We start from the raw sequence: 22,301 nt of genomic DNA on the forward strand, positions 1-22,301 counted from the left end.
GGCCCGGCGGAGACCCCCTCTACGCCGGGTTTTCTGCGTGCGCCTTGTGCGTCAGACCGTTGAGTTTCAACGTGCGATGAAATTCGCCGTCGCCCTGCGCGCCTTCCAGTTTGGCGTCCAGCTGACGGACCGATGCTTCGACAAGGCGGGTGCCGAAACCGGCGCTGGGGCCTTTTTCGGTGATGCCGTCCATCTTCTCGATCCAGGACACGACGACCTTGTCGCCGGCCTCTCCGATGTCGATCATCAGCTCGCCGCCTTCATCGGACAGCGCACCGTACTTGGTCGCGTTCGTTGCCCATTCGTGGAAGATCAACGCCAGCGACGTAATCTTGTCGGTCGGAATGACGGCATCGCCGCCTACGACGCGTACATCCTGCTTGCTGCGCGCGGGCAGCAGGACGACATCGATCAGTTCGCGCAGGCCGACCGGTTCGTCCACGCGCCGCTTCTGGGTCAGCGAATGGGCGCGGCCCATCGCGTCGATGCGGCGTTTCAGGTCCGATGCGAATTCTTCGACCGTCTCGCTCTCACGGTGTGAGATACCGATCATCGCCCCCACGACCGCGAAGAGGTTCTTGATGCGGTGGTTCATCTCGCGCAGCAGCAGGTCGCGTTCTGCCAGCGCCTTGCGTTCGGAGGAAATGTCGTAAGTCACGCCGACGAAGCGGTATTCTCCGCCCATCTCGATCCGACGGGCCAGCCCGTGCAGCCAGCGCTCCTCACCGGCACGCGTGACGATGCGGAAAGTCTGGTCGAAATCGCGCTTGCCGTCCATCGCACCGCGCAAGGCGGCGCTGACCTCGTCGCGGTCGTCGCCGTGAACGCGCTTGATGATGAGATCCATGCTGGTCGATTCGCGCTCGTCCGTGTCGAGCAGTTCACGTTCGACATCGTCCAGCTCGGTCCGGCCGGTCAGCGGATCGTATTCCCAGATGCCGATCCGCGCGACCCGCAGGGCCAGTTCCAGCCGCTCACGCTGTTCGGCCAGTTCGCGTTCCATGGCCAGCGCCGAAGTGATGTCGTTGAACACCAGCGTCGCGCCATCGACGGTCCCGTCCTGGCGCAAGTAGGGCAGCACGCGCAGCGCGTAATCCTGCCCGGTTTCGGTCTTGTGCGCCCGCGTCTCGGCCTTTTCCCCGGTCTGCGAAACCTTGCGGGCAAGATCCATATAGCGATCGTCGCTTAGCAAGGTCGTGACTTCGGACAGCTTGCGTCCGCGGTCACCCTGCTGGAACGGGAAGAGCGAGCAGGCCTCGTCAGTGAAACTGCGAATCCTGAGATCGGCGTCAACCACGATGACGGCCAGCTGTGTGGAATCGAAGAAGTTCTCAAGATCCGCATTGGCGACGACCAGCTGATCGACCTTGTTGCGAAGCTCGTCGTTGACGGTGGTCAGCTCCTCGTTCGTCGACTGGAGCTCCTCGTTCATCGACATCATTTCTTCGTTGGAGCTTTTCAGCTCCTCGTTCGCGGTCTCCAGCTCTTCGACAGTGGAGCGGAGCCGGTGGCGGGTAATGCGCAGTTCGTCTTCAAGGAACTCCAGCTGATCGTCGTTCTCTCCCAATTCGACGAACTCGTCCTCGGCCAAGGGGACGAAAGGCCCGCTTTCGCGGATGACGATAAGGAACGTGCCGTCGCGCACCGGATCGCAGATGACCTGGACCGGCTGATCGCCGAAATCGGTGCGAACCGATACGTCGCGCGCAACGCGGCGGTTCTTGCTCTCCGCCGACTGACGGATCAGCGCGCCCATCACTTCGCGCAGGCCCGTCTTGGCAAGCGAGGTCGCATGCAGGCGGCGATCGCGGTCGGCGGGAAAATCGAGATAGCGCCCGACCTGCCCCCAGGTGTTCAGGATCGTCGATTCCGCGTCCACCAGCAGCGAGGGCGAAGTATAAGTCTCGGTCAGCTTGCGCAGCGCCTCTCCCTCAAGCCAGCTGCGTTCGTACTGATACGACTGACGCTCCATCGTGGTGCGCGACGGGCGGCGCGTAGTGCCGGGAAGCTCCAACGGGTAATTCGGGTGCATGCCAGTGCGCAGGAACAGACGGTGCTTCGCATCGACCGGCGAGAAGAGGTCGTCGTAGCGGCCGATCGTCTCGGACGGGCCCAGCAGCAGCCAGCCATCGGGGCGCAACGAATAATGGAACAGCGGCAGGACGGCCTGTTGCAGCCGCTCGTCGAAATAGATCAGCAGGTTGCGACAGGAAATCAGGTCGATCCGCGAAAACGGCGGGTCCTTGATCACCGAATGCAGGCTGAAACGCACCATGTCGCGGATCGAAGCATTGATCGCGAAAGTATCGCCGTGCCCGACGGTGTAGAGGCTGCGCATCGGTTCGGGAATGTCGGCCAGCGCAGCGATCGGATAGATGCCTTCGCGCGCGATGCGCAGCATCTGGTCGTCGATATCGCTGGCGATGACCTGAACCGTGATCTGCCGGTCCTGCGCGCGCAATTCCTGGTCAAAGAGCATGGCGATGGAATAGGCTTCCTCGCCGCTGGAACAGCCCGGCACCCAGACACGGATACCATGGCGCTGGTCGGCCATGCGGACCAGCGGCCGGATGACGGTATTGTGCAGGACGTCAAAGGCATCCGGGTCGCGGAAAAACCGGGTGACGTTGATCAGCAGGTCGCGGAACAGCGCCTGGCATTCGTCGACGTCGCTGCGCAGGCGTTGAACGTAGGTCGACAATTCCTCGATCCCCAGGACCTGCATCCGGCGTTCGATCCGGCGGCCCAATGTCGATCGCTTGTAGCCTGAAAAGTCGTGTCCGATCTGATCGCGCAAGGTGCCGCACAAATCGTCGATGGTGTCGACGACCGCGTCGGCGGCCTCTTTCTCATCGACGTATTCGAGGCTGCGGTCGAAGAAATCGCGCAGGCAGGTGATGATCTCGTTGGCGTTGCGCACGAAGTCGACGAGGCCGGTGCCAACCGCCGACATGGGCATGCCGTCATAGCGCGCGCCCTCAGGCTCCTGCGCGACGGCGACGCCGTGGTGTTCCTTGATCGCGCGCAGCCCGCGGCTGCCGTCAGCGCCCGTTCCCGAGAGGATGACACAGGCCGCCCGGTCGCCCAGGTCCTCTGCCAGCGCCTCGAAGAAGTCGTCGATCGGCCGGCGCATGCCGCGCGGGTCCTTGAACTCGGTAAGCTGAAGCACACCGTCCCTGACCGACAGGCCGGACCCGGGAGGGATGACGTAGATATTGTCACGTTCCAGCACCTCGCCGCCCACGATCTGGCGCACCGGCATGTCGGTGTACCGTTCGATCAGCTGCGCCATCAGCGATTCGTGATTTGGATCAAGATGCTGCACGATGACGATGGCCATGCCCGGCAGCCCTTTCGAGCCACCCAGCATTTCCCTTAGCGCCTCCAGGCCACCGGCAGATGCCCCGACGCCAATGACGGGGAACTGCGGCTCGGCCTCTGCGTCCCGTGGAGTCCGCGATACCATCCGGGCAGGACGTTATCGCCTCATTCGAAACGTTACAATCGTCTTGTTTCAATCGTTGTCAGATTAACGTCACATCAATCTAACCATCTTCGAATCAAGCGACTTCGGTCTCCAATGCGTCGGCAAGGTAGAGGTCGCCCTGACCGTAGAGATAGGCCCCATCGAACTGAGCCAGTTTCTTCAATCTCTCCATGTCGGAGATCATGACGCGGCCGCGCGAAAAGTCGATCAGGCCCGCCTCGCGCATGGCGCGCACCGTGCGGTTCATGTGGATCGCCGTCGTGCCGCAGGCATCGGCCAGTTCCACTTGCGTCAGCGGCATGGCGCAGCTTGACGGTTCCGCCAGCCCCACGAAATTCAGCCTGTGCCACAGCTCGGCGATAAGGTGCGCCAGCCGGCCATCGGCGTTCAACTGCTCCAGCTTCAGGATCCATTCGCGGTGCAGCGCCGCATCCAGCAATGTTGCGAACCACAACAGGCGTGTCAGGTGCGGTTCGGTCCGCATGACTTCGACCAGCCGGGCATGCGGCGTATGGCCGACGACCGTGTGACCGATTGTGACGATGTCATGGTCCAGCCGCTTCAGCGCGAAACCGTGCAGGTCCACGAAGTCGCCAGGCACGTGGATGCCGATGATATGCCGCTTGCCTTCGCGCGTGATCGAACGCGCGATGAACCCGTCGATCAGCATCGTCGATTTTTGCGCAATGTCACCGCGGCCGATCAGCTTGGTCGGCGTCGTGTAGATTTCGGTTTCCTCGACAAGATCCTCGAGCAGGTCCTTCTCACGGTCACGCATTTCGTGACGGAGCCGACCCATCATGAAACGTCCGGTCCTGGGGTGTCCCATCGCGACTGCCATCACGTCAGCTTCGCCTGGGCGATCAACGCCGCGCTGTTGGCAAGCGAGCGGAAGGTGCCGAGCGTCACCATCCCCATCTCTCCCGCGAGAGAGCCGAGTTCGCGAATGTCGTTGCGGAGCGATTCGTCATATCCGTTGTGGCCGCGGCGGTCGTGTTTCGAAAAATCGAACTGCGATCCGATGATGAAGGCATCGGTCCCGTCGCGGCGGATCTTGGTCATGTAGAGAAGGTTCAGGAACGGCGTACCATCCTTGCGAACATTGGGGACCAGGAACCTGTCTTCCAATGCGTCATCATCGAAGATGAAATGGTGCATGCGATCACGCACCGGACCAGCGCCGGCTTCGGGCTGGAGGAAGCGACAATTGTGCCCCACGACATCCGCGCTGGAGTAACCGGTCAACCGCTCGAAAGCGGCATTTACCGCGATCAGCGGTACATCCTCGGCGCGAGCGTCGGCCACGCTCAGCGCGATACCGCTGTTTTGCATGAACTCGATGATCGGATCGGCAAGCATGCCTCTTTTCGTCCCCCGACGTTGGAGTTTTACGCCTTTCTCAACACGCCCCCTCATATAGACATTTGTTAAACTGACGAGGGGGCAGGGCAAATTTATTCATACCCTTGCGCCGCTCCGTTCCCGGCACGACGACGATATATTTCCAACGGGCGAGGCGGCGCGGCGGTTCCTCGCAATGCGACGAAACGTGCGTAAATCCGCCATGTTAAGTCATTCGACCGGCAAGGTGATTTTGCGCGGCACCTCAATAGAAAAGGGCCGGAAGGCGTGATGCCCCCGGCCCTTCATCCTGATTTCGATCCTCGTGCCCTCACTGGCAGGCGAGGCATTCCTCGTAGTCGGTCTCTTCACCCGCGGCGAGGTTGAACTTTGCCGCGTCCTTGGTGTTGTCGGCCTCCACCCCGCCGGCAAAACCGGCGCGCTGCACCGACTTCGACCGCAAGTAGTACAGCGACTTGATGCCCATTTCCCATGCACGGAAGTGCAGCATCATCAGGTCCCACTTGTCGACATCAGCGGGGATGTAGAGGTTGAGGCTCTGCGCCTGGTCGATGAAAGGCGTGCGATCGGCCGCGAATTCGAGCAGCCAGCGCTGATCGATCTCGAAGCTGGTTTTGTAGGTCGCCTTCTCCTCGGGCGTGAGGAAGTCCAGGTGCTGGACCGAACCGCCGTGTTCGAGGATCGAGTTCCACACATTGGTGGAATCCTTCGACTTTTCACGCAGCAGCTTTTCCAGATACGGGTTCTTCACGACGAAGTTACCCGACAGCGTCTTGTGCGTGTAGATGTTGGCCGGGATCGGTTCGATGCAAGCGCTGGTCCCGCCACAGATGATCGAGATCGACGCGGTCGGCGCGATCGCCATCTTGCAGCTGAAGCGTTCCATCACGCCCACGTCCTCTGCATCGGGGCAGGGCCCGCGTTCGTGGGCCAGCATCATCGACGCCTCGTTCGCCTTGGCGTTCACATGCTTGAAGATCTGCATGTTCAGCGCCTTGGCCATCGCGCTTTCGAACGAGATGTTCTTCGATTGCAACAGCGAGTGGAAGCCCATCACGCCCATGCCGACGCTGCGTTCGCGTGCGGCGGAATACTTGGCGCGGGCCATTTCGTCGGGGGCGCGGTCGATATAGTCCTGCAGCACGTTGTCGAGCATGCGCATGACGTCTTCGATGAAGTTCTTCTCGCCCTTCCACTCGTCCCAGGTTTCAAGGTTCAACGAGGACAGGCAGCAGACCGCGGTACGATCGTTGCCGAGATGGTCGCGGCCGGTCGGCAGCGTGATTTCCGAACACAGGTTCGAGGTCGAAACCTTGAGCCCCAGTTCGCGGTGATGCTTGGGCATCATGCGGTTCACCGTGTCGTTGAACACGATATAGGGTTCGCCCGTGGCAAGGCGGGTTTCGACCAGTTTCTGGAACAGGGCGCGCGCATTCACGGTCTTGCGGACCGACCCGTCACGCGGGCTGAGCAGGTCGAAGTCCGCACCGTCGCGCACCGCTTCCATGAATTCATCGGTCAGCAGCACGCCGTGGTGCAGATTCAGGGCCTTGCGGTTGAAGTCGCCCGAGGGTTTACGGATTTCGAGGAACTCCTCGATCTCGGGGTGAGAGACGTCGATGTAGCAGGCGGCCGAACCACGGCGCAGCGAGCCCTGCGAAATGGCGAGCGTGAGGCTGTCCATGACGCGCACGAACGGGATGATGCCGCTGGTCTTGCCGTTGAGGCCGACCGTCTCGCCGATCCCGCGGACCTGGCCCCAATACGTGCCGATGCCGCCGCCGCGCGATGCCAGCCACACGTTCTCGTTCCAGGTGCCGACGATGCCTTCAAGGCTGTCCTCAACCGAGTTCAGGTAGCATGAGATCGGCAGGCCCCGGCCGGTGCCGCCGTTCGACAGGACGGGCGTTGCCGGCATGAACCACAGCTTGGAGATGTAGTCGTAGAGGCGCTGCGCGTGTTCCTGATCGTCCGCATAGGCGTCGGCCACGCGGGCGAAGAGATCCTGATAGGTCTCGTTCGGAAGCAGGTAGCGATCCTTCAGCGTTTCCTTGCCGAATTCGGTGAGGTTCGCATCGCGTTCGGCATCGGTGACGATGGTAAAGCGGCGCGGCATGATGTCCTTCGACGACCGCTTGGGCGCGGCGGCGCTCTTCACCGCCTCGGCAACGGCGTTGCCAAGCGCCTCGGCGGCGGCTTCTGCCACCGGTGCGTCCTCGATCGTGTCCGTCTTGTTCATCTTGTCCTGCACGTCTGCCTCCACGGGCGTTGTCTCCTTGGGAGGGGCCTCGAACATGTCGCTCGTCGTATCGTCGCCGCTCACGTCACCGGCATTCACGCGACCATCGTCCCCGTTCCTGAAATCCATTTCGATACCGCCCCGTTTTGCCGCCCCGACCCGTCCATCGGACCTGGCGACGTGTTGCACTCCGGCCGACCTGCGCGACCGGCGGTGGTTCCGGACATGTCCGGCAAACCTGTTACCTGATCCAGCCCCACAGATCGTCTTCGGCCACTTGCCGCAAGCATTCCGGGAGCGGCTTTTGCGTTCACCTTGTGAACAGCACCAATCCCTAGGTCTTGCGGTCCTCCCGTCGAACCGACCGCTAGGGATAGTGCCTCAACGCGCAGACCAAGCAAGCGCAATTTATCCACCGAACCGTGCACCAGACGATGCCGCAGCGCGGCGACGCGTGGACCAAGCTTGACCCGCGGATGGCGCAAGGGGGTAGGCGCGGTTTAAAAAACTTTTCCCCAGTTTGATGATGCCGGGGCGCACTCACCATATATGGTAGGGGGCAACCCCTAATAAAAGGCTGACGGGCGCTATTTGCGATAATCGCGGGCATCGCGGGTTCGCCCGGCGAAACCTTTTCGCGCTAGTGAAGTTGCATCACCGATTCGGCATAGAAGGACAGACATGCTCAACATCATCGGCGCCATCGTATCGGGCCTTATCGTCGGTATCCTTGCCCGCTTCTTCTATCCGGGCGAAGTGGACCTGGGCTTTTTCGCGACGATCGCGCTGGGCATCGGCGGCTCGCTGCTGGCGGGCCTGATCACCAGCCGCGGCCGGTCGGAGTTTTCGCGCCCCGGATGCCTTGCCTCCATCCTTGGCGGCATGGCGCTTATCCTGATCGGCCGCGTCCTCCTTACGTGAGGCATCTTGCAGCGCGGCGGCCTGTTGGCCCGATCCGCGCGGCACATGTCCTGGTTCAGGCCGCGCGGCGCTCCGACTTGCACTCGTAAAGCCGCGCATCGGCCAGTTCCATCGCGCTTTCCAGCGTGTCGTTGTTCCGGCGCTCCATGCTCGCGACGCCCCATGAAAAGCCGACCGGACGGCCATCGACGACCGCGTCGGGCGCCTCGTCCACGGCGAGAGAGATGCGTTCGATGATCTCGCTGGCGGCGCGTTCGCCAAGGCCGGGGAAGAACATCACGAATTCGTCCCCGCCCCAGCGGCCCGCGATATCGCCGGCGCGCATGTTGCCGACCATGCGCTGCGCCAGGCCGCACAGCACGCGGTCACCCTCGGCATGGCCCAGTTCATCGTTCACTTTCTTAAATCGGTCCCCATCCAGCACGGCGACCGTGCCGCCGCCACCCGCGCGCAGAACCGCCGCGACGGTTTCCTCGAACCCGCGACGGTTCAACAGGCCGGTCAGCATGTCTGTCCCCGCCTCGGTGCGCAGTTCGTCCATGCGCGATACGGTCTCGCGCGATGCGCGGCTGACGGCGTGGAGCAGCTGGCCGGCAAGGTCGGGACCGCCCACCGGTACGTTTTCGACGATCTGCCCGCGTTCAAGCCGTTCGAGATCGCGCGTCGCACGCTGCAACGGAGCGAGCAGGCCCGCGAGCGCGAAGATGCCGATGGCCGAACCGGCAACAGTCGCGACCAGAAGCGGCAGGAAGATGGACCACTGCCACTCGCCCAACGCCGCCTCTACGCCCGCGAAGACCAGGATCGGTACGTGGACCGATGCGAAGCAGACCGTGAAGACGCGAAGCGCAAAACTGCGGGGGAAGATAAACCGGGTGGCGTTGTAAAAGCGCATGCCTGCTCGGACCCTTTTGCTGGTGCGACACGGCAAGGTCTACGAACAACGCCTTAAAACTTTGCAGAACTCACTTGGTTAAGCACCACAAGACAAACCCTAAGGGTCTGTGAAAAAGCCCGAAATAGCCTCCAGATCAATAGCTTGGGCGAAACCCGGGCGTTGACCAACACAAATAGGCTCGAAAGAACTACGCAAATTACGTAATTTCAGCCCCGCGACCGGGTCAGGGCACCAGGATCGTATCGCGCGCCACTTCGTCGGTCTGCGGATAGTCGACATTGTAGTGCAGCCCGCGGCTTTCCTTGCGGCGACGCGCGCTGCGCACGATCAGGTCGGCGGTCTTGAGCAGGTTGCGCAGCTCGATCAGGTCCTTCGAGACGCGGAAGTTGCCGTAATACTCGTCCACTTCCTCGTTCAGCAGGCGGATGCGGTTGGCCGCCCGCTCCATCCGCTTGTCGGTTCTCACGATGCCGACATAGTTCCACATGAAGCGGCGAATTTCGGTCCAGTTCTGCTTGATGACGACTTCCTCGTCCTGCGTCGTCACGCGGCTTTCGTCCCACATCCGCACCGGCCGCGGCGGAGAGAGTTCGCCAAAGCGTTCGCAGATGTCGCGCGCCGCGGCATCGCCGAACACGAAACATTCGAGCAGGGAGTTGGACGCAAGCCGGTTCGCCCCGTGCAGCCCGCTCTCGCTGCATTCGCCGATGGCGTAAAGCGCGGGCAGGTCAGTCCGCCCCTGCAGGTCCACGCGCACCCCGCCGCAGGTATAGTGCTGGGCTGGGACGACGGGGATCGGCTCCTTCGTCATGTCGATGCCAAGGCCCAGCAGGCGTTCATAGATCGTGGGAAAATGCTCGCGCACGAATTCGGGTTCGCGGTGGCTGATGTCGAGGTGCACGTAATCGAGGCCAAGTCGCTTGATCTCATGGTCGATGGCGCGGGCCACGATGTCGCGCGGGGCCAGTTCCAGACGTTCGTCGAATTCGGGCATGAAGCGCTTGCCCGCCTCGGCCCCTGCTTCGGGCGGCAGCTTCAAAATGCCACCCTCGCCGCGGACGGCCTCTGTAATCAGGAAGTTCTTGACCTCCAGGTTGTAGAGACAGGTCGGGTGGAACTGCATGAATTCCATGTTCGACACGCGGCAACCTGCGCGCCAGGCCATGGCGATGCCGTCGCCCGTCGCGCCGCGCGGCGCGGTGGAGAACAGGTAGGTACGCCCCGCCCCGCCCGTGGCCAGCACGGTGGCCCGTCCGGTCAGCGCCTCGACCTTGCCCTTGCCGGTGTCGAGCGCATAGACGCCCCAGACCTGCTGGCCGCCCTGCGGCTCGACGAGGTTGCGATCGCGGATCAGGTCGATCGCCACCATGTTCGGGCGCATCGTGATGTTGGGATTGGCATTGGCGGCGCGCAGCAACGCTTCCTGCACGGCCCAGCCGGTGGCATCGTCGACGTGCACGATACGGCGGTGCGAATGCCCGCCTTCGCGCGTCAGGTGCAGACTGCCTTCTTCCGTATTGAACGGCACGCCCAGATCGACCAGCCGCTTGATCGCCGCGGGTGCGTGTTCGATCACGTATTCGACCGTTTCCAGCCGGTTCAGCCCCGCGCCTGCGATCATCGTGTCGCGGATATGGTCCTCGAACGTGTCGCCTGCGTCCAGCACCGCGGCGATGCCGCCCTGCGCCCATGCGGTCGACCCCGAATTCAGCGCGCCCTTGGCCAGAACGAGCACACGGCAATGTTCGGCCAGCACCAGCGCGGCAGTAAGACCTGCCGCACCCGAACCAACAATCACAACGTCGTAATCACGGTCGGCGGCTGCGTCGGTCATGCTCTCTCCAATGGCTGGCTCCGGACTTCGGCTGCCCCATCGGCACGCCTTGCCACCGTCATCGCCATGTCACAAGCATTGCTGCTCGATCGGGCTTTCCAGGGCCCATTGGCACCGTAGACTTTCGACGGGCTGGACGCAGGGCGAAATCCTGCCTATTTCGCACTCGCACACTGAACGCCGGACATGTCCGGCACCGGGGCATCGGGCCTTTTTTCGAGTGCAGTGAAAACCAGGAAGCCCGCGCCCCCTGACGGAAAGGACCTGATCCGATGAATGCAGTCTATCTCGTCTCCGCGGCTCGTACCGCAATCGGCACGTTCGGCGGCGCCCTCAAGGACGCGAACCCCGGTTCGCTTGGCGCGGTTGCGATCAAGGGCGCACTGGCCCGTGGCGGAGTCGATCCGGAACTGATCCAGCACACGATCATCGGCAACGTCGTTCCTTGCGAACCGCGCGACGCCTACGTCAGCCGCATCGCCGCGGTCGAAGCCGGCATCCCGCACGCGGCGCCCGCGCTTACCGTCAACCGCCTGTGCGGTTCGGGCATGCAGGCCATCGTTTCGGCAGCACAGCACATCATGCTGGGCGATCATGACGTCACCGTCGGCGGCGGCAGCGAAGTCATGAGCCGCGCGCCCTATTTCGCCATGGGCGTGCGCTGGGGCCTCAAGCTGGGCGATGCTGCCATGATGGACGGCATGCTGGGCGCGCTGCACGATCCCTTCCACCGCTATCACATGGGCATCACGGCCGAAAACGTGGCCGAAAAGTACGAGATCAGCCGCGAACAGCAGGACGCCTTCGCCGCGGAATCGCAGCGCCGCGCCTCTGCCGCGATCGAAGCCGGATACTTCAAGGACCAGATCGAACCGGTCGAAGTGAAGGTAAAGCGCGACACCGTGATGTTCGACACCGACGAACACGTGAAGGCCGGAACCACCGCCGAAAAGCTGGCCGGCCTGCGCCCCGCCTTCAAGAAGGACGGCGGCACGGTTACCGCCGGTAACGCATCGGGCATCAACGACGGTGCGGGCGCGGTCATCCTCGCCAGCGAGGAAGCGGTGAAGAAGAACGGCTGGACGCCGATGGCGCGCTTGGTTTCCTATGGCCACGCGGGCGTCGATCCGGCCTACATGGGCATCGGCCCGGTTCCGGCCAGCCAGATCGCCATCGAAAAGTCGGGCCTGTCGAAGGAACAGCTCGACGTGATCGAATCGAACGAAGCTTTCGCCGCACAGGCCTGCGCCGTGTCGAAGCAGCTCGACCTCGACCCCGCCAAGGTGAACCCGAACGGTTCGGGCATCTCGCTCGGCCACCCGATCGGCGGCACCGGCGCGATCATCGTTACCAAGCTGCTCTACGAACTGCAGCGCACCGGCGGCAAGTACGGCCTTGCCACGATGTGCATCGGCGGCGGCCAGGGCATTGCCACGGTCTGGGAAAACCTGGGCTGATCGTCCTACCGGTCCGAAACAGCCGATCCGAAACGAAAAGGGCGGCCCTTCGCGGGGCCGCCCTTTTTCATTTGCGCCGGTGTTCACGGCGCCGCTGAGATGCCCCCCGCGCGTCAGGCGAAGAGGTCGTGATCCATATCCTTCTGGTGCGCGTTGGGCACGGGAAGTTGGTTATCGTCGCGCTTGCGATCGATCTCCGGCTCGTCCTCGGCAATCGGGGCGGCCATGCCCATCATGCGCGCACCCATGGTCACGGGCATCATCCAGAATTCGATCCAGCTCGCCAGCAGCGGCAGGCCCGCGTCGTTGAAAGGGGTCGGTGTGATGTCGTTCTTGTTCGGCATTCGTCCGGCTCTCCCGAATTGGAAACTGCACGCTTCGACTACGCAAATCAGCCTGTGGTCGCCTTTACCGATTCTGTCGATCGACGAAATATCACGGCCGATGCGGCGATTGTCGCCCATTTGGCGGCAAAAATAAACAACGTGCTCTCAACCTTATGAAAGCGCGAAAGAACATTGTGTTCCCAAACGGGAATCGCCCCGCCCGAAGGGTAAAATCAACCATGTCGGGTAACCCCACCTCAACTGCAAACGGTGACGGCTGCACAGGGTTGCACGCGTAGACTGTGGGCAAGGAAGGCCGGACGTGCCTGGCGCGCCAAAGCCATCAACGGGCCCGTCCGACCTTCCGACCGGAAGTGGAACGCTTTGACCGCACCCTGGCGACTGCCCGGTATTCAAAAGACGAATACAAGGAGACATGGGACATGAAAGCCACTTTGAAGACCGTCGCCGCCGCGGCCGCCGTGACGCTCGCCCTGCCGACCCTCGCCATGGCGGATCAGGGCGAAGCTGGCGGCAAATCGGTCAATTCGGCCCAGGTCGCCAATGGTGACTGCATCGGCTTCGTCCCCGGTCCCAACGGCGAAATCACGACCCCTTTACTGAAATCGGCCAGCAAGGTTCAGCGCGTTCACAACAAGAACGGTGCTTTCTCGATGTGCCATTTCGATGTTCCGGCCCAGCAGAAACCGGCCTCGATCCGCGTGACGGAAGGCTTCACCTGCCTTGTTTCGGGCGTGCCGACCAACGAGTCCGTCATGCAGGTTTCACCCGGTGGTCGCGGCCTGCTCCTTTGCCGCGTCGACTGACGGTCCAGACCTCGGGACGCGTGCCCGCCGCTCCGGCCCTTGCGGCCCTAGCGGTGCGTGGCGCGCGTATCCGGCCGGGCGGCGGCGTTTGTGCGGACGGCGCCGTCCGGCCATTTCACTAAAGGCCGATCAGGCGCTTTTCATCCAGCCGCCACAGGCCTCAGCCTTCTCGCCCTGCCGGGCACAGACTTCGGCCATGCGCGCCTCGACATCGTCCAGCACCGCGCTGCCGCCGTGCTCCTTGCTCCATTTGACCAGCGCCTCGCCCCAGCGGTCGGCCGCGCGCTGCGTGCGCTGGTAATAACCGTCGGGACTGTTGGCGAGTTCGGATAGAACCGCGTCCGCACTGGCCAGAACGGCTGCATCGTCGTCGGGTTTTTCGTCCATGACCGTCATGGCATAGGACACGGCCCACTGGACGCGGGTGGCGGGGCCTTCGGCGGCCTCATAGGCCTTGCGCGCCCATTCCACTGCCTTGTCGGAATCGCCGTCTTCTGCCGCACGGTCGGCCATGATCGCCATGTAGTAATAGGGCGAAGGCGATGTCTCGATCTCGGCCAGAAGCAGCTTGCTCGCCGCGTCGCGGTCGCCGATTTCGTCCAGCACCATGGCGGCATAGCTCATCACCGACTTGCGGGCGATGGGATCGCTGGCCGCCTTGTCGATGGCCGCCATGCGCTTGCGCACCTTGGTCTTGAGCGGATCGTCCATCGTGCCCATGCCTTCGGCCAAGAGCACTTGCCCGTAAGTCGCGTAAGTCCGGTCGAGCAGGGTCAGCGACTTGTCGGCATCGATCGCCTCCAGCGCGCTCTCCAATTCCTGAGCCAACGCCGTGCGCGTCTCACCCGAAGGCAGCGCGGCAACCAGCGGACCGCCCATGTAGGCCAGCTCGTAACGGTTTTCGATGGTCTCGTCCCGGCTGGCCAGAATGCCGGGCAGCACGGTTTCGAGCGTGTTTTCCTGCGCCGCGGAGAGCTTGTAGCCATCACCCTCCCGCTCTGCCTTGCGGGTCAGGGCGAGCAGGGCGAAACGCCGTTTCAGCGCATCGTCCGGCGCGTTCTTTGCCAGCGTCTCCAGCAAGTCGGCTTCCGAACCGCTTTCCTTGAACCGGGCCGGATCGTTGCCCCATGCAAAGCCGCCAAGGATGGTCCAGTCCTCGTCCGACAGGGATGCAGGATCGGATTTCGCATCGGCCAGAACGGCGTCGATGGTGCGCGTGCGACCCGCGGCCAAAGTCAGCAGGTCGGGCAGCTGCGATGCCATCGTCGCGCTCGAAATGCGGGTGATTTCCGTGCCGTCAGGGGTCAGCGCGATAACCGTGGGATATCCGCTGATGCCGAACCGGTCGCCCCACTTTTGCGCGCCCTGCGTATCGCCGTCGAGGTAGACGGGCACGAAATCGCGGGTCTTGGCGATGAAGGCCGGGTCCTTGAACAGCGTTTGCTTCATTTCCGCGCAGGGCGGGCACCATTGCGCGCCCCAGTAGAGCAGGACCGGCTTCCCGCTTTCCTGCGCCTCTGCCAGCGCGTCGTTCACGTCGCCCTCGCGCCATGCGATGGACTGGCTTTCCAGCGCCTCGGTCCCGGCAGTGTCGGTACACGCCGCGACGACGGCTGTGCAGGACAGCGCCAGCGCGAGCTTGAATGTAAATGCCTTCATGGCGCCCCTTCCTGAGGTTCGACGAAAAAAACAGCCTATCGCAATGCGCCGTGGCTGCAAGCGCGCTTCACTTGCGCAGCGTAAGCACGATACCGCCGATGATCATCGCGCCCGCCACGGCAAGGCGCATGGTCAGCGGCTCTGCCAAAGTGACGGCCGCGATCAACGCGGCGGCGACGGGAGTTGCCAGTTGGACCGTCGCGACGGTGGCAAGGCCAAGGCGCGGGGCCACGGCATACCACGCGACATAGCCCAGCCCCGACGTGATCGCCCCTGCCGCGACGGCCAGCCAGATGCCGCTGACGCTAGCCCCCGCAATGTCATGCGGGCCGATCGCGGCGACAAGCGCGATGGCCATCGGTGTCGCCAGCAGAAAGTTCGCCGCCGTACGCCGGGCCGGATCCCCCGCGCCGCGACCCAGCAGGGTGTAGATGCCCCATGCCACGCCCGCCACCGCCATCAGCGCTGCGGCAAAGGCGTCTTGGGGTACCGAAGCGGCGGGCGCGATCAGCCATGCGACTCCAACCAGCGCGAGGACCAGCCCCGCCAAGCCTGCCGCGCCCGCCCGTTCCCCGTGCGCCATGCCGATGACCATGATCGTGGCCTGCACGCAGGCAAACAGAACCAGCGCGCCCGTTCCTGTCGGCAGCGCGATATAGGCGAACGAGAACGCGGCGGCATAGATGAACAGGGACACAGCACCCGGCAGGTCCGAACTGCGCGGCAGCCCGCGTTTCAGGAAGACCGGAAGCAGGATCGCCGCCCCGCTGGCCAGCCGCACCAGCGTATACCCGCCCGCATCGATCGCACCGCTGCCGATAGCCGCGCGCGCCAGCAGCGAATTGCCCGCAAAAGCCGCGATGGCCAAGGTCGCCAGCAAAAGCAGGACGGCGGGCCGCATCGCGGCTTTCGGGTCAGACATCGGCGGTCATCCTGCTCGCAAGACTAGCGCAGGAATGCGCGGTGGCCATTACCCAAAGGTCGCGTAGAGCCCGAGATCCAAGCCTACGCGTCGCTGTCGCTCGCGAGCAACCGGCCGAAACCGTCCCCCGGACGGCCATAGGTCGTTCTACGCTTCGCTGTCGCTCGCGAGTGATCCGACAAATCCGTCCCCCGGACGGTTTCGTGTCTGGATCACTCCCACTCAATCGTGCCCGGCGGCTTCGACGTGTAGTCGTAAACCACGCGGTTGATGCCCTGCACTTCGTTGACGATGCGGGTCGCGACGTTCGACAGGAAAGCCCCGTCGAACGGATAGACGTCGGCCGTCATGCCGTCGGTGCTGGTCACTGCGCGAAGGCCGCAGACGCTGTCGTATGTGCGCGCGTCGCCCATGACGCCCACGGTGCGGACCGGCAGCAGCACCGCAAAGGCCTGCCAGATCGCGTCGTAGAGGCCCGCGTTGCGGATTTCCTCGAGGTAGATCGCGTCGGCCTTGCGCAGGATGTCGCACTTTTCCTTGGTGACTTCGCCCGGAATACGGATCGCAAGGCCCGGCCCCGGAAAGGGATGGCGACCCACGAAAATCTCAGGCAATCCCAGTTCGCGGCCCAGTTCGCGCACTTCGTCCTTGAACAGTTCGCGAAGCGGTTCGACCAGCTTCATGTTCATGCGTTCGGGAAGGCCGCCGACGTTGTGGTGGCTCTTGATCGTGACGCTCGGCCCGCCGGTGAACGAAACGCTCTCGATAACGTCGGGATAGAGCGTGCCCTGCGCGAGGAAGTCCGCGCCGCCGATCTTCTTCGCCTCGGCCTCGAACAGGTCGATGAAGGCCGCGCCGATGAACTTGCGCTTCTTTTCGGGATCGGTCTGTCCGGCAAGCCCGCCAAGGAACATCTCCTCGGCGTCCACATGGACCAGCGGGATGTTGTAATGGTCTCGGAACAGCGTGACGACCTGCTCTGCCTCGTTCATGCGCATGAGGCCGTGGTCCACGAAAACGCAGGTCAGCTGATCGCCGATCGCTTCGTGGATCAGCACCGCGGCAACCGCGCTGTCGACGCCGCCCGAAAGGCCGCAGATGACCTTACCATCGCCCACCTGTTCACGGATTTCGGCGATCTTGGTGTCGCGGAACTGCGCCATCGTCCAGTCGCCCGCGCAGCCGCAGACATGCCGCACGAAATTGGCGATCAGCTTGCCGCCGTCGGGCGTGTGAACCACTTCGGGGTGGAACTGCGTGCCGTAATACTTGCGCTTCTCGTCCGCGATGACCGCGAAGGGCGCGCCGTCGCTGGTCGCCACGATCTCGAAACCGGGCGCGAACCGGGTGACCTTGTCGCCGTGGCTCATCCACACCTGATGGCGTTCGCCCTCGGCCCAGAGGCCGTCGAACAGGGCGCAATCCTTTGTCACGGTCAGGAAGGCGCGGCCAAATTCGCCGCCCTCACCCGTTTCGTGGCCCGGCCGCACTTCACCGCCAAGCTGGTGCGTCATGACCTGCTGGCCATAGCAGATACCCAGGATCGGCAATCCGCTGTCGAACAGGCACTGCGGCGGGCGCGGGGAACCGTCGTCGGGCACGCTGGCGGGGGAACCCGACAGGATGATGCCCGAAGGCTTGAGGCGGGCAAATGCCTCTTCCGCCATCGTGAAAGGCGCGATTTCGGAATAGACGCCCGCTTCGCGTACGCGGCGGGCGATCAGCTGGGTAACCTGGCTGCCGAAATCGACGATGAGGATGGTGTCGCCGTGAGGCGCTTCAGTATCTGCGTTGGCCATGGGCGCGCGATAGGAAGCAAGCGCGATTCTGTCCAGCGCGGGTGTGTTCTCAGTATGCCTTGGGGTGGACCAGCACCCGGACGGTCGCCAGCACGATGCGCAGATCGCGCCAGATCGACCAGCCGTTGCGGTATTCAAGGTCCGCCTGAAGCCGGGCGCGCAAGTGATCTTCGTGATCGGTCGCGCCGCGATGCCCGCGCACCTGGGCAAGGCCGGTCAGGCCGGGTTTCAGCGCATGGCGTTCCCAGTACCGGGGGTCGACCTGCCAATAGAGCTTGTCCCCCGCCTTCGCCATCGGCGCATGAGGGCGCGGGCCCACGATGCTCATCTGACCTACAAGCACGTTCAAAAGCTGCGGCAGCTCGTCAATGGAAGTGGCGCGGATGAACTGGCCAACCCGCGTCACGCGTGGATCGCCGCGCGTGGTCAGCCGCGCCGCCCGTGCATCGCATTGTTCCACCCGCATCGAGCGGAATTTCAGCACCGTGAAAGGACGGTTGCCCTGCCCCACCCGCTGCTGCCGGAACAGGATCGGCCCGCCGTCTTCCGCCACGATGGCCAGCACGACGATCGCGAATATCGGGATCAACAGCACGATGGCGACGATAGACATGGCAAGATCGAAACCGCGCTTCACGATCCGGTGATGTGGGGCCAGCGGGTGGGCCGCGACGACCAGCGTGCCCCGATCCCCAACGCGACCCGCGCCGATCACGCCCAGCGCATCGACCTGTGGATCGATGATCTCCCCCCTTGCGTCGAAGCTTTTCAGCACCTCGGCCCAGCGCATGCGGCGTTCGGGCGGGCAGCACACGACGACGCGGTCCATCCGGTGCATCAGGCCCCCGATCCGGCCCAGCATGACGGGATCGTCGGCATCGGGGCGCAGGCCCATCGCCCCTGCCTCCACCCGCAAGTTCCGGGCCGCCCCAGCGCAGCGGCAGCCATCCTCTATCAGCAGGATGCGTTCGGCCACTGCGTTGCACAGGATGCGAACGCGGATCGCGATGACGATACGGCACAGCACCATGGCGCAGATCGCCAGCACCACGCCCAGCAGCGAGGCGATACGCGACACGTCCTGCGCGGCCTTGACCGCGAAGAGGACGAACATGACGCCGGCGGCAGCATAGAGCATGGCCCGCCCCCCGCGCGCGGCAGACAACGTCGGCCGCAGCAGCACCCGCCCCTGATAGGCCCCGGTGACGATGGCCGCCCCGACGGTAAGCGGCGGCAGGAGAGCGGCAAAGTCCATCGTGCGGTGGGACAGGGCGATTCCGTGCAGAGCGCAGGCCAATACAAACGCGAGGTAGACCGCCGCCCCGTCGCACACCGCGACAAGGCTTTGCACGGCCAGTCGCTGCCCCTGCCCCAGGCCGGTCGGCCGGTGGAGGGTCGCGGTGTCGGCGCCCGTGATGGTCGAGATTGCGTTCATGCGCGGCGCGCGGCCACCCCTTTTTCCAGTGCCGTTGCGATCTATGGCAAGGCGTAAGGTCTGGGGCGGACGGGGTTAATCGAAACAAACTCCGATCCTAAGCAAAACGCGCTGTTTGCGGGGGTTTTACCGCCGGATCGGATCAATCCCTTGCGCGTTGGGACAGGACACGACTTCGACACCTTTCGCAGGCACCCTGCGCCGCGCAACCATGAAGGACCCGCAGATGAGCACGGACGAGACTTCCCCCTTCACCACCACGGTAGAGCCGGTAAGCCACGACCTTGGCGGCTTCACCGTGCGCCGGGCGGTGCCTTCGCCGCGATGCCGGATGGTCGGCCCCTTTGTTTTCGTGGACGAGTTCGGACCCGCGCAGTTGCAGCCGGGCGACGCGATGGACGTGCGCCCGCATCCGCACATCAACCTGTCGACCGTGACTTACCTGATCGAAGGCGCGATCGATCACCGCGATTCGCTGGGCACTTTCGCCACGATCCGGCCCGGCGCGGTCAACCTGATGACGGCGGGCAGCGGCATCGTCCATTCCGAACGCACTCCGCAAAAAGAGCGTGAGACCGGCTTTCCCCTCTATGGCATGCAGACCTGGCTCGCCCTGCCGGAGGACAAGGAAGAGATTGATCCCGCCTTCGAAAGCATCGCGGCCGACGATCTGCCGGTCCTGAACGATACCGGCGTCAGCGCGCGGGTCATCATGGGCAGCCTGTGGGGCAAGGCCGCGCCTACGACCTGCCATGCCGAAACGATCTATGCCGATATCGCGCTGGACGCGGGCGCATCGGTCCCCATCGACGCCGAAGCGGACGAACGCGCGGTCATGCTCATCGGCGGAGAGGCGCGCATCGATGGCGAACCGCTCGACCTCTATTCCCTGCATGTCCTGCGCCCCGGTGCGGCGATGACCTTAATCAGCGATACGGGCGCGCGTGTCATACTGCTGGGCGGCGAGGTGATGGGCCGCCGGACGGTGTGGTGGAACTTCGTGTCAAGCCGTCGGGACCGCATCGAACAGGCGAAAGAGGACTGGCAGGCAGGGCGTTTTCCCAAGGTTCCGGGCGATGAAAAGGAATTCATTCCCATTCCCGAAAAGCCCAAGACCGTCAGTTACCCCTAGCCTAAGCCGGTCATGCGGCCTATCTGCCCGCCTGTCATGACCGCAACACTTACATTCGCCGTGCCCAAGGGGCGCATCCTGGAAGAAGCGCTGCCCCTGATGGCGCGCGCCGGTATCGTTCCCGAAGCCGGGTTCCACGACAAGAAGAACCGCTCGCTTTCCTTCGCCTGCGAAGATCCATCGATGCGCGTGATCCGCGTGCGCGCCTTCGACGTGGCGACTTTCGTTGCGCATGGCGCAGCCCATGCCGGTATCGTGGGTTCGGACGTGATCGAGGAATTCGATTATTCCGACCTTTACGCACCCGTCGATCTAGACATCGGCCACTGCCGCCTGTCGATCGCGGAGCCGAAGGACGGCGCCGCGGGCGAAGCCGACAATGCCAGCCACGCGCGCATTGCGACGAAGTATCCCAACCTCACCCGCCGCTGGTTCGAGGCGCGGGGCATCCAGGCGGAGTGCGTGAAACTGAACGGCGCGATGGAACTGGCGCCTTCGCTGGGCCTTGCCACGCGGATCGTCGATCTGGTGTCCACCGGTACGACGCTGCGCGAAAACGGCCTTGTCGAAACGGCCGAACTGCTGCCCGTGTCGGCGCGCCTGATCGTGAACCGCGCCGCGCTGAAGACGCACCCGGAACGGCTTGGCGCGCTGATCGACAGCTTCCGCGCGCTCGCGGCAGAACCAAAGGCCGCCTGATGAAGCGGCTCGTTTCTTCCGATCCCGGCTTCGAAAAGGCGTTCAAGCGCCTCGTCGCCGACCGGCGCGAGACGGACGACGATGTCGGCCGCGACGTGACCCGCATTCTCGAACGCGTCCGCGCAGAGGGTGACGAGGCTCTGGTCGACTATACGAAGCGGTTCGATCACTGGGACCTTGCGGGCGATGACGACTGGCGCATCGGGGCAGAGGCTTGCGCTGCGGCCTATCACGCACTGGACGGCGTGCTGCGCGATGCGCTGGAAACGGCGGCGACGCGGGTCCGGGCCTATCACGAAGCACAGCTGCCGCAGCGCCGCGATTACCGCGACGAAGCGGGTGTGCGGCTGGGTGCGATCTGGCGGCCGGTCGATGCGGCGGGGCTTTACGTGCCGGGCGGACGCGCGGCCTATCCGTCTTCGCTGCTGATGAACGCCATTCCTGCCAAGGTCGCGGGCGTCGGACGGCTTGCCGTCGTCACGCCGACCCCGCGCGGGCACATCAATCCGCTGGTCCTTGCCGCCGCGCACATCGCGGGGGTGGACGAGATCTGGCGCATCGGCGGGGCGCAGGCCGTGGGCGCGCTGGCATATGGCACCGACCGCATCGCGCCGGTCGACGTCATCACCGGCCCCGGCAACGCCTGGGTGGCAGAGGCGAAGCGCCAGCTTTACGGCACGGTCGGCATCGACATGGTCGCAGGGCCCAGCGAAATCCTGGTGATCGCGGACAAGGGCAACGACGCGGGCTTCATCGCCGCCGACCTGCTTTCGCAGGCGGAGCATGATCCCGTCGCGCAGTCGATCCTGATCACCGACGATGCCGAATTCGCCGACCGCGTGGCCGACCGCGTCGGTGTGGAACTGGCCCAGCTTTCGACCCGCAAGGTGGCCGAACAGTCGTGGAGGGACCACGGCGTCATCATCGAGGTGGCTTCGATGGACGAAGCGCCCGCGCTGGCCAATGCGCTGGCTGCCGAACATGTCGAACTGGCCGTCGCCGATCCCGAACCGCTGCTTGAATCGATCCGGCATGCAGGGTCGATCTTCATGGGTCGTTCCACGCCAGAGGCCATCGGGGACTATGTCGCCGGGCCGAACCACGTCCTGCCCACGGGCCGCCGGGCGCGGTTCGCCAGTGGGCTTTCAGTGCTCGATTTCATGAAGCGCACCAGTTTCATCCAGCTTGACGATGACGCGCTGGCCGCTATCGGCCCCGCCGCCGTCGCACTGGCAGAAGCCGAGGGGCTGCCCGCCCACGCGCGTTCCGTTTCGATCCGGCTCGACCGCCGCAGGGGAGAATAG

Annotated in this window: 17 protein-coding genes; 6 read left to right on the plus strand and 11 right to left on the minus strand. The window is 64.1% G+C overall.

Annotated elements, in window-relative coordinates; translation table 11 throughout:
* Positions 1-19 precede the first annotated feature (19 nt).
* From FAX90_RS05645 to FAX90_RS05660, 4 genes are all read right to left on the minus strand, one after another.
* A complete protein-coding gene (locus FAX90_RS05645; protein ID WP_144096287.1) occupies positions 20-3,466 on the minus strand; it encodes a CheR family methyltransferase in 3,447 nt (1,148 codons plus the stop codon).
* A gap of 94 nt (positions 3,467-3,560) precedes the next feature.
* Positions 3,561-4,289, minus strand: coding sequence for a Crp/Fnr family transcriptional regulator (locus FAX90_RS05650; RefSeq protein WP_240704742.1), 729 nt, complete (start codon positions 4,287-4,289; stop codon positions 3,561-3,563).
* A gap of 38 nt (positions 4,290-4,327) precedes the next feature.
* Positions 4,328-4,846 (minus strand): PAS domain-containing protein, encoded by a 519-nt coding sequence (locus tag FAX90_RS05655; protein WP_170234879.1) that lies wholly within the window; start codon positions 4,844-4,846, stop codon positions 4,328-4,330.
* A 313-nt stretch (positions 4,847-5,159) separates the two neighbouring features.
* Complete coding sequence (locus FAX90_RS05660) at positions 5,160-7,217, minus strand: ribonucleoside-diphosphate reductase subunit alpha (protein ID WP_144096291.1); 2,058 nt, start codon at positions 7,215-7,217, stop codon at positions 5,160-5,162.
* A gap of 552 nt (positions 7,218-7,769) precedes the next feature.
* On the opposite strand from FAX90_RS05660, the gene FAX90_RS05665 reads away from it, so the two are divergent.
* The gene (locus FAX90_RS05665; RefSeq protein WP_144096293.1) at positions 7,770-8,009 is read left to right on the plus strand and encodes a GlsB/YeaQ/YmgE family stress response membrane protein; all 240 of its coding nucleotides are present in this window, start codon (positions 7,770-7,772) and stop codon (positions 8,007-8,009) included.
* Positions 8,010-8,064: 55 nt separating this feature from the next.
* Here the strand turns inward: FAX90_RS05665 and FAX90_RS05670 are convergent, their stop codons facing one another.
* Positions 8,065-8,904 carry a GGDEF domain-containing protein gene (locus tag FAX90_RS05670; RefSeq protein WP_144096295.1) on the minus strand — a complete coding sequence of 280 codons (840 nt, stop codon included), beginning with the start codon at positions 8,902-8,904 and terminating at the stop codon, positions 8,065-8,067.
* A 226-nt stretch (positions 8,905-9,130) separates the two neighbouring features.
* On the minus strand, positions 9,131-10,741 hold the full coding sequence (gene nadB / locus FAX90_RS05675) for an L-aspartate oxidase (protein WP_144096297.1): 1,611 nt from the start codon (positions 10,739-10,741) through the stop codon (positions 9,131-9,133).
* A 272-nt stretch (positions 10,742-11,013) separates the two neighbouring features.
* Between nadB and FAX90_RS05680 the strand changes: the two genes are divergently transcribed.
* Positions 11,014-12,198 carry an acetyl-CoA C-acyltransferase family protein gene (locus tag FAX90_RS05680; RefSeq protein ID WP_144096299.1) on the plus strand — a complete coding sequence of 395 codons (1,185 nt, stop codon included), beginning with the start codon at positions 11,014-11,016 and terminating at the stop codon, positions 12,196-12,198.
* A gap of 113 nt (positions 12,199-12,311) precedes the next feature.
* Here the strand turns inward: FAX90_RS05680 and FAX90_RS05685 are convergent, their stop codons facing one another.
* Positions 12,312-12,662, minus strand: coding sequence for a hypothetical protein (locus FAX90_RS05685; protein WP_144096301.1), 351 nt, complete (start codon positions 12,660-12,662; stop codon positions 12,312-12,314).
* Between the two features lie 305 nt (positions 12,663-12,967).
* Here FAX90_RS05685 and FAX90_RS05690 point away from each other — a divergent pair, with 305 nt between their 5' ends.
* A complete protein-coding gene (locus tag FAX90_RS05690; RefSeq protein WP_144096303.1) occupies positions 12,968-13,351 on the plus strand; it encodes a hypothetical protein in 384 nt (127 codons plus the stop codon).
* Between the two features lie 129 nt (positions 13,352-13,480).
* On the opposite strand, the gene FAX90_RS05695 is transcribed toward FAX90_RS05690, so the two are convergent.
* The 4 genes from FAX90_RS05695 to FAX90_RS05710 all read right to left on the minus strand — a co-directional run bounded on the left by FAX90_RS05695 (position 13,481) and on the right by FAX90_RS05710 (position 19,166).
* Positions 13,481-15,010, minus strand: coding sequence for a thioredoxin family protein (locus FAX90_RS05695; RefSeq protein WP_144096305.1), 1,530 nt, complete (start codon positions 15,008-15,010; stop codon positions 13,481-13,483).
* Between the two features lie 67 nt (positions 15,011-15,077).
* A complete protein-coding gene (locus FAX90_RS05700; RefSeq protein WP_205700619.1) occupies positions 15,078-15,932 on the minus strand; it encodes a DMT family transporter in 855 nt (284 codons plus the stop codon).
* Positions 15,933-16,144: 212 nt separating this feature from the next.
* On the minus strand, positions 16,145-17,731 hold the full coding sequence (gene guaA / locus FAX90_RS05705; RefSeq protein ID WP_144096307.1) for a glutamine-hydrolyzing GMP synthase: 1,587 nt from the start codon (positions 17,729-17,731) through the stop codon (positions 16,145-16,147).
* A gap of 49 nt (positions 17,732-17,780) precedes the next feature.
* On the minus strand, positions 17,781-19,166 hold the full coding sequence (locus FAX90_RS05710; protein WP_144096309.1) for a sugar transferase: 1,386 nt from the start codon (positions 19,164-19,166) through the stop codon (positions 17,781-17,783).
* A gap of 226 nt (positions 19,167-19,392) precedes the next feature.
* Between FAX90_RS05710 and FAX90_RS05715 the strand changes: the two genes are divergently transcribed.
* Genes FAX90_RS05715 through hisD form a run of 3 tightly spaced genes read left to right on the plus strand, consistent with a single transcriptional unit; the run spans position 19,393 to position 22,301 of the window.
* Positions 19,393-20,298: a pirin family protein gene (locus FAX90_RS05715; RefSeq protein ID WP_144096311.1), complete on the plus strand. Its 906-nt coding sequence runs from the start codon at positions 19,393-19,395 to the stop codon at positions 20,296-20,298.
* Between the two features lie 36 nt (positions 20,299-20,334).
* Positions 20,335-20,997, plus strand: a complete 663-nt coding sequence (gene hisG, locus FAX90_RS05720) for an ATP phosphoribosyltransferase (RefSeq protein WP_144096312.1) — start codon at positions 20,335-20,337, stop codon at positions 20,995-20,997.
* Positions 20,997-22,301: a histidinol dehydrogenase gene (gene hisD / locus FAX90_RS05725; protein WP_144096314.1), complete on the plus strand. Its 1,305-nt coding sequence runs from the start codon at positions 20,997-20,999 to the stop codon at positions 22,299-22,301. The genes hisG and hisD overlap by 1 nt, the downstream gene beginning before the upstream one ends.

The sequence above is a fragment of the Croceicoccus sediminis genome (genome assembly GCF_007570835.1).
GTDB lineage: Bacteria > Pseudomonadota > Alphaproteobacteria > Sphingomonadales > Sphingomonadaceae > Croceicoccus > Croceicoccus sediminis.

Coding starts and splice junctions, on each gene's coding strand:
- FAX90_RS05645 (WP_144096287.1), bottom strand. CDS start 3,466: ATGGTATCGCGGACTCCACGGGACGCAGAGGCCGAGCCGCAGTTCCCC.
- FAX90_RS05650 (WP_240704742.1), bottom strand. CDS start 4,289: ATGATGGGTCGGCTCCGTCACGAAATGCGTGACCGTGAGAAGGACCTG.
- FAX90_RS05655 (WP_170234879.1), bottom strand. CDS start 4,846: ATGCTTGCCGATCCGATCATCGAGTTCATGCAAAACAGCGGTATCGCG.
- FAX90_RS05660 (WP_144096291.1), bottom strand. CDS start 7,217: ATGGATTTCAGGAACGGGGACGATGGTCGCGTGAATGCCGGTGACGTG.
- FAX90_RS05665 (WP_144096293.1), top strand. CDS start 7,770: ATGCTCAACATCATCGGCGCCATCGTATCGGGCCTTATCGTCGGTATC.
- FAX90_RS05670 (WP_144096295.1), bottom strand. CDS start 8,904: ATGCGCTTTTACAACGCCACCCGGTTTATCTTCCCCCGCAGTTTTGCG.
- nadB (WP_144096297.1), bottom strand. CDS start 10,741: ATGACCGACGCAGCCGCCGACCGTGATTACGACGTTGTGATTGTTGGT.
- FAX90_RS05680 (WP_144096299.1), top strand. CDS start 11,014: ATGAATGCAGTCTATCTCGTCTCCGCGGCTCGTACCGCAATCGGCACG.
- FAX90_RS05685 (WP_144096301.1), bottom strand. CDS start 12,662: ATGGGCGACAATCGCCGCATCGGCCGTGATATTTCGTCGATCGACAGA.
- FAX90_RS05690 (WP_144096303.1), top strand. CDS start 12,968: ATGAAAGCCACTTTGAAGACCGTCGCCGCCGCGGCCGCCGTGACGCTC.
- FAX90_RS05695 (WP_144096305.1), bottom strand. CDS start 15,010: ATGAAGGCATTTACATTCAAGCTCGCGCTGGCGCTGTCCTGCACAGCC.
- FAX90_RS05700 (WP_205700619.1), bottom strand. CDS start 15,932: ATGTCTGACCCGAAAGCCGCGATGCGGCCCGCCGTCCTGCTTTTGCTG.
- guaA (WP_144096307.1), bottom strand. CDS start 17,731: ATGGCCAACGCAGATACTGAAGCGCCTCACGGCGACACCATCCTCATC.
- FAX90_RS05710 (WP_144096309.1), bottom strand. CDS start 19,166: ATGAACGCAATCTCGACCATCACGGGCGCCGACACCGCGACCCTCCAC.
- FAX90_RS05715 (WP_144096311.1), top strand. CDS start 19,393: ATGAGCACGGACGAGACTTCCCCCTTCACCACCACGGTAGAGCCGGTA.
- hisG (WP_144096312.1), top strand. CDS start 20,335: ATGACCGCAACACTTACATTCGCCGTGCCCAAGGGGCGCATCCTGGAA.
- hisD (WP_144096314.1), top strand. CDS start 20,997: ATGAAGCGGCTCGTTTCTTCCGATCCCGGCTTCGAAAAGGCGTTCAAG.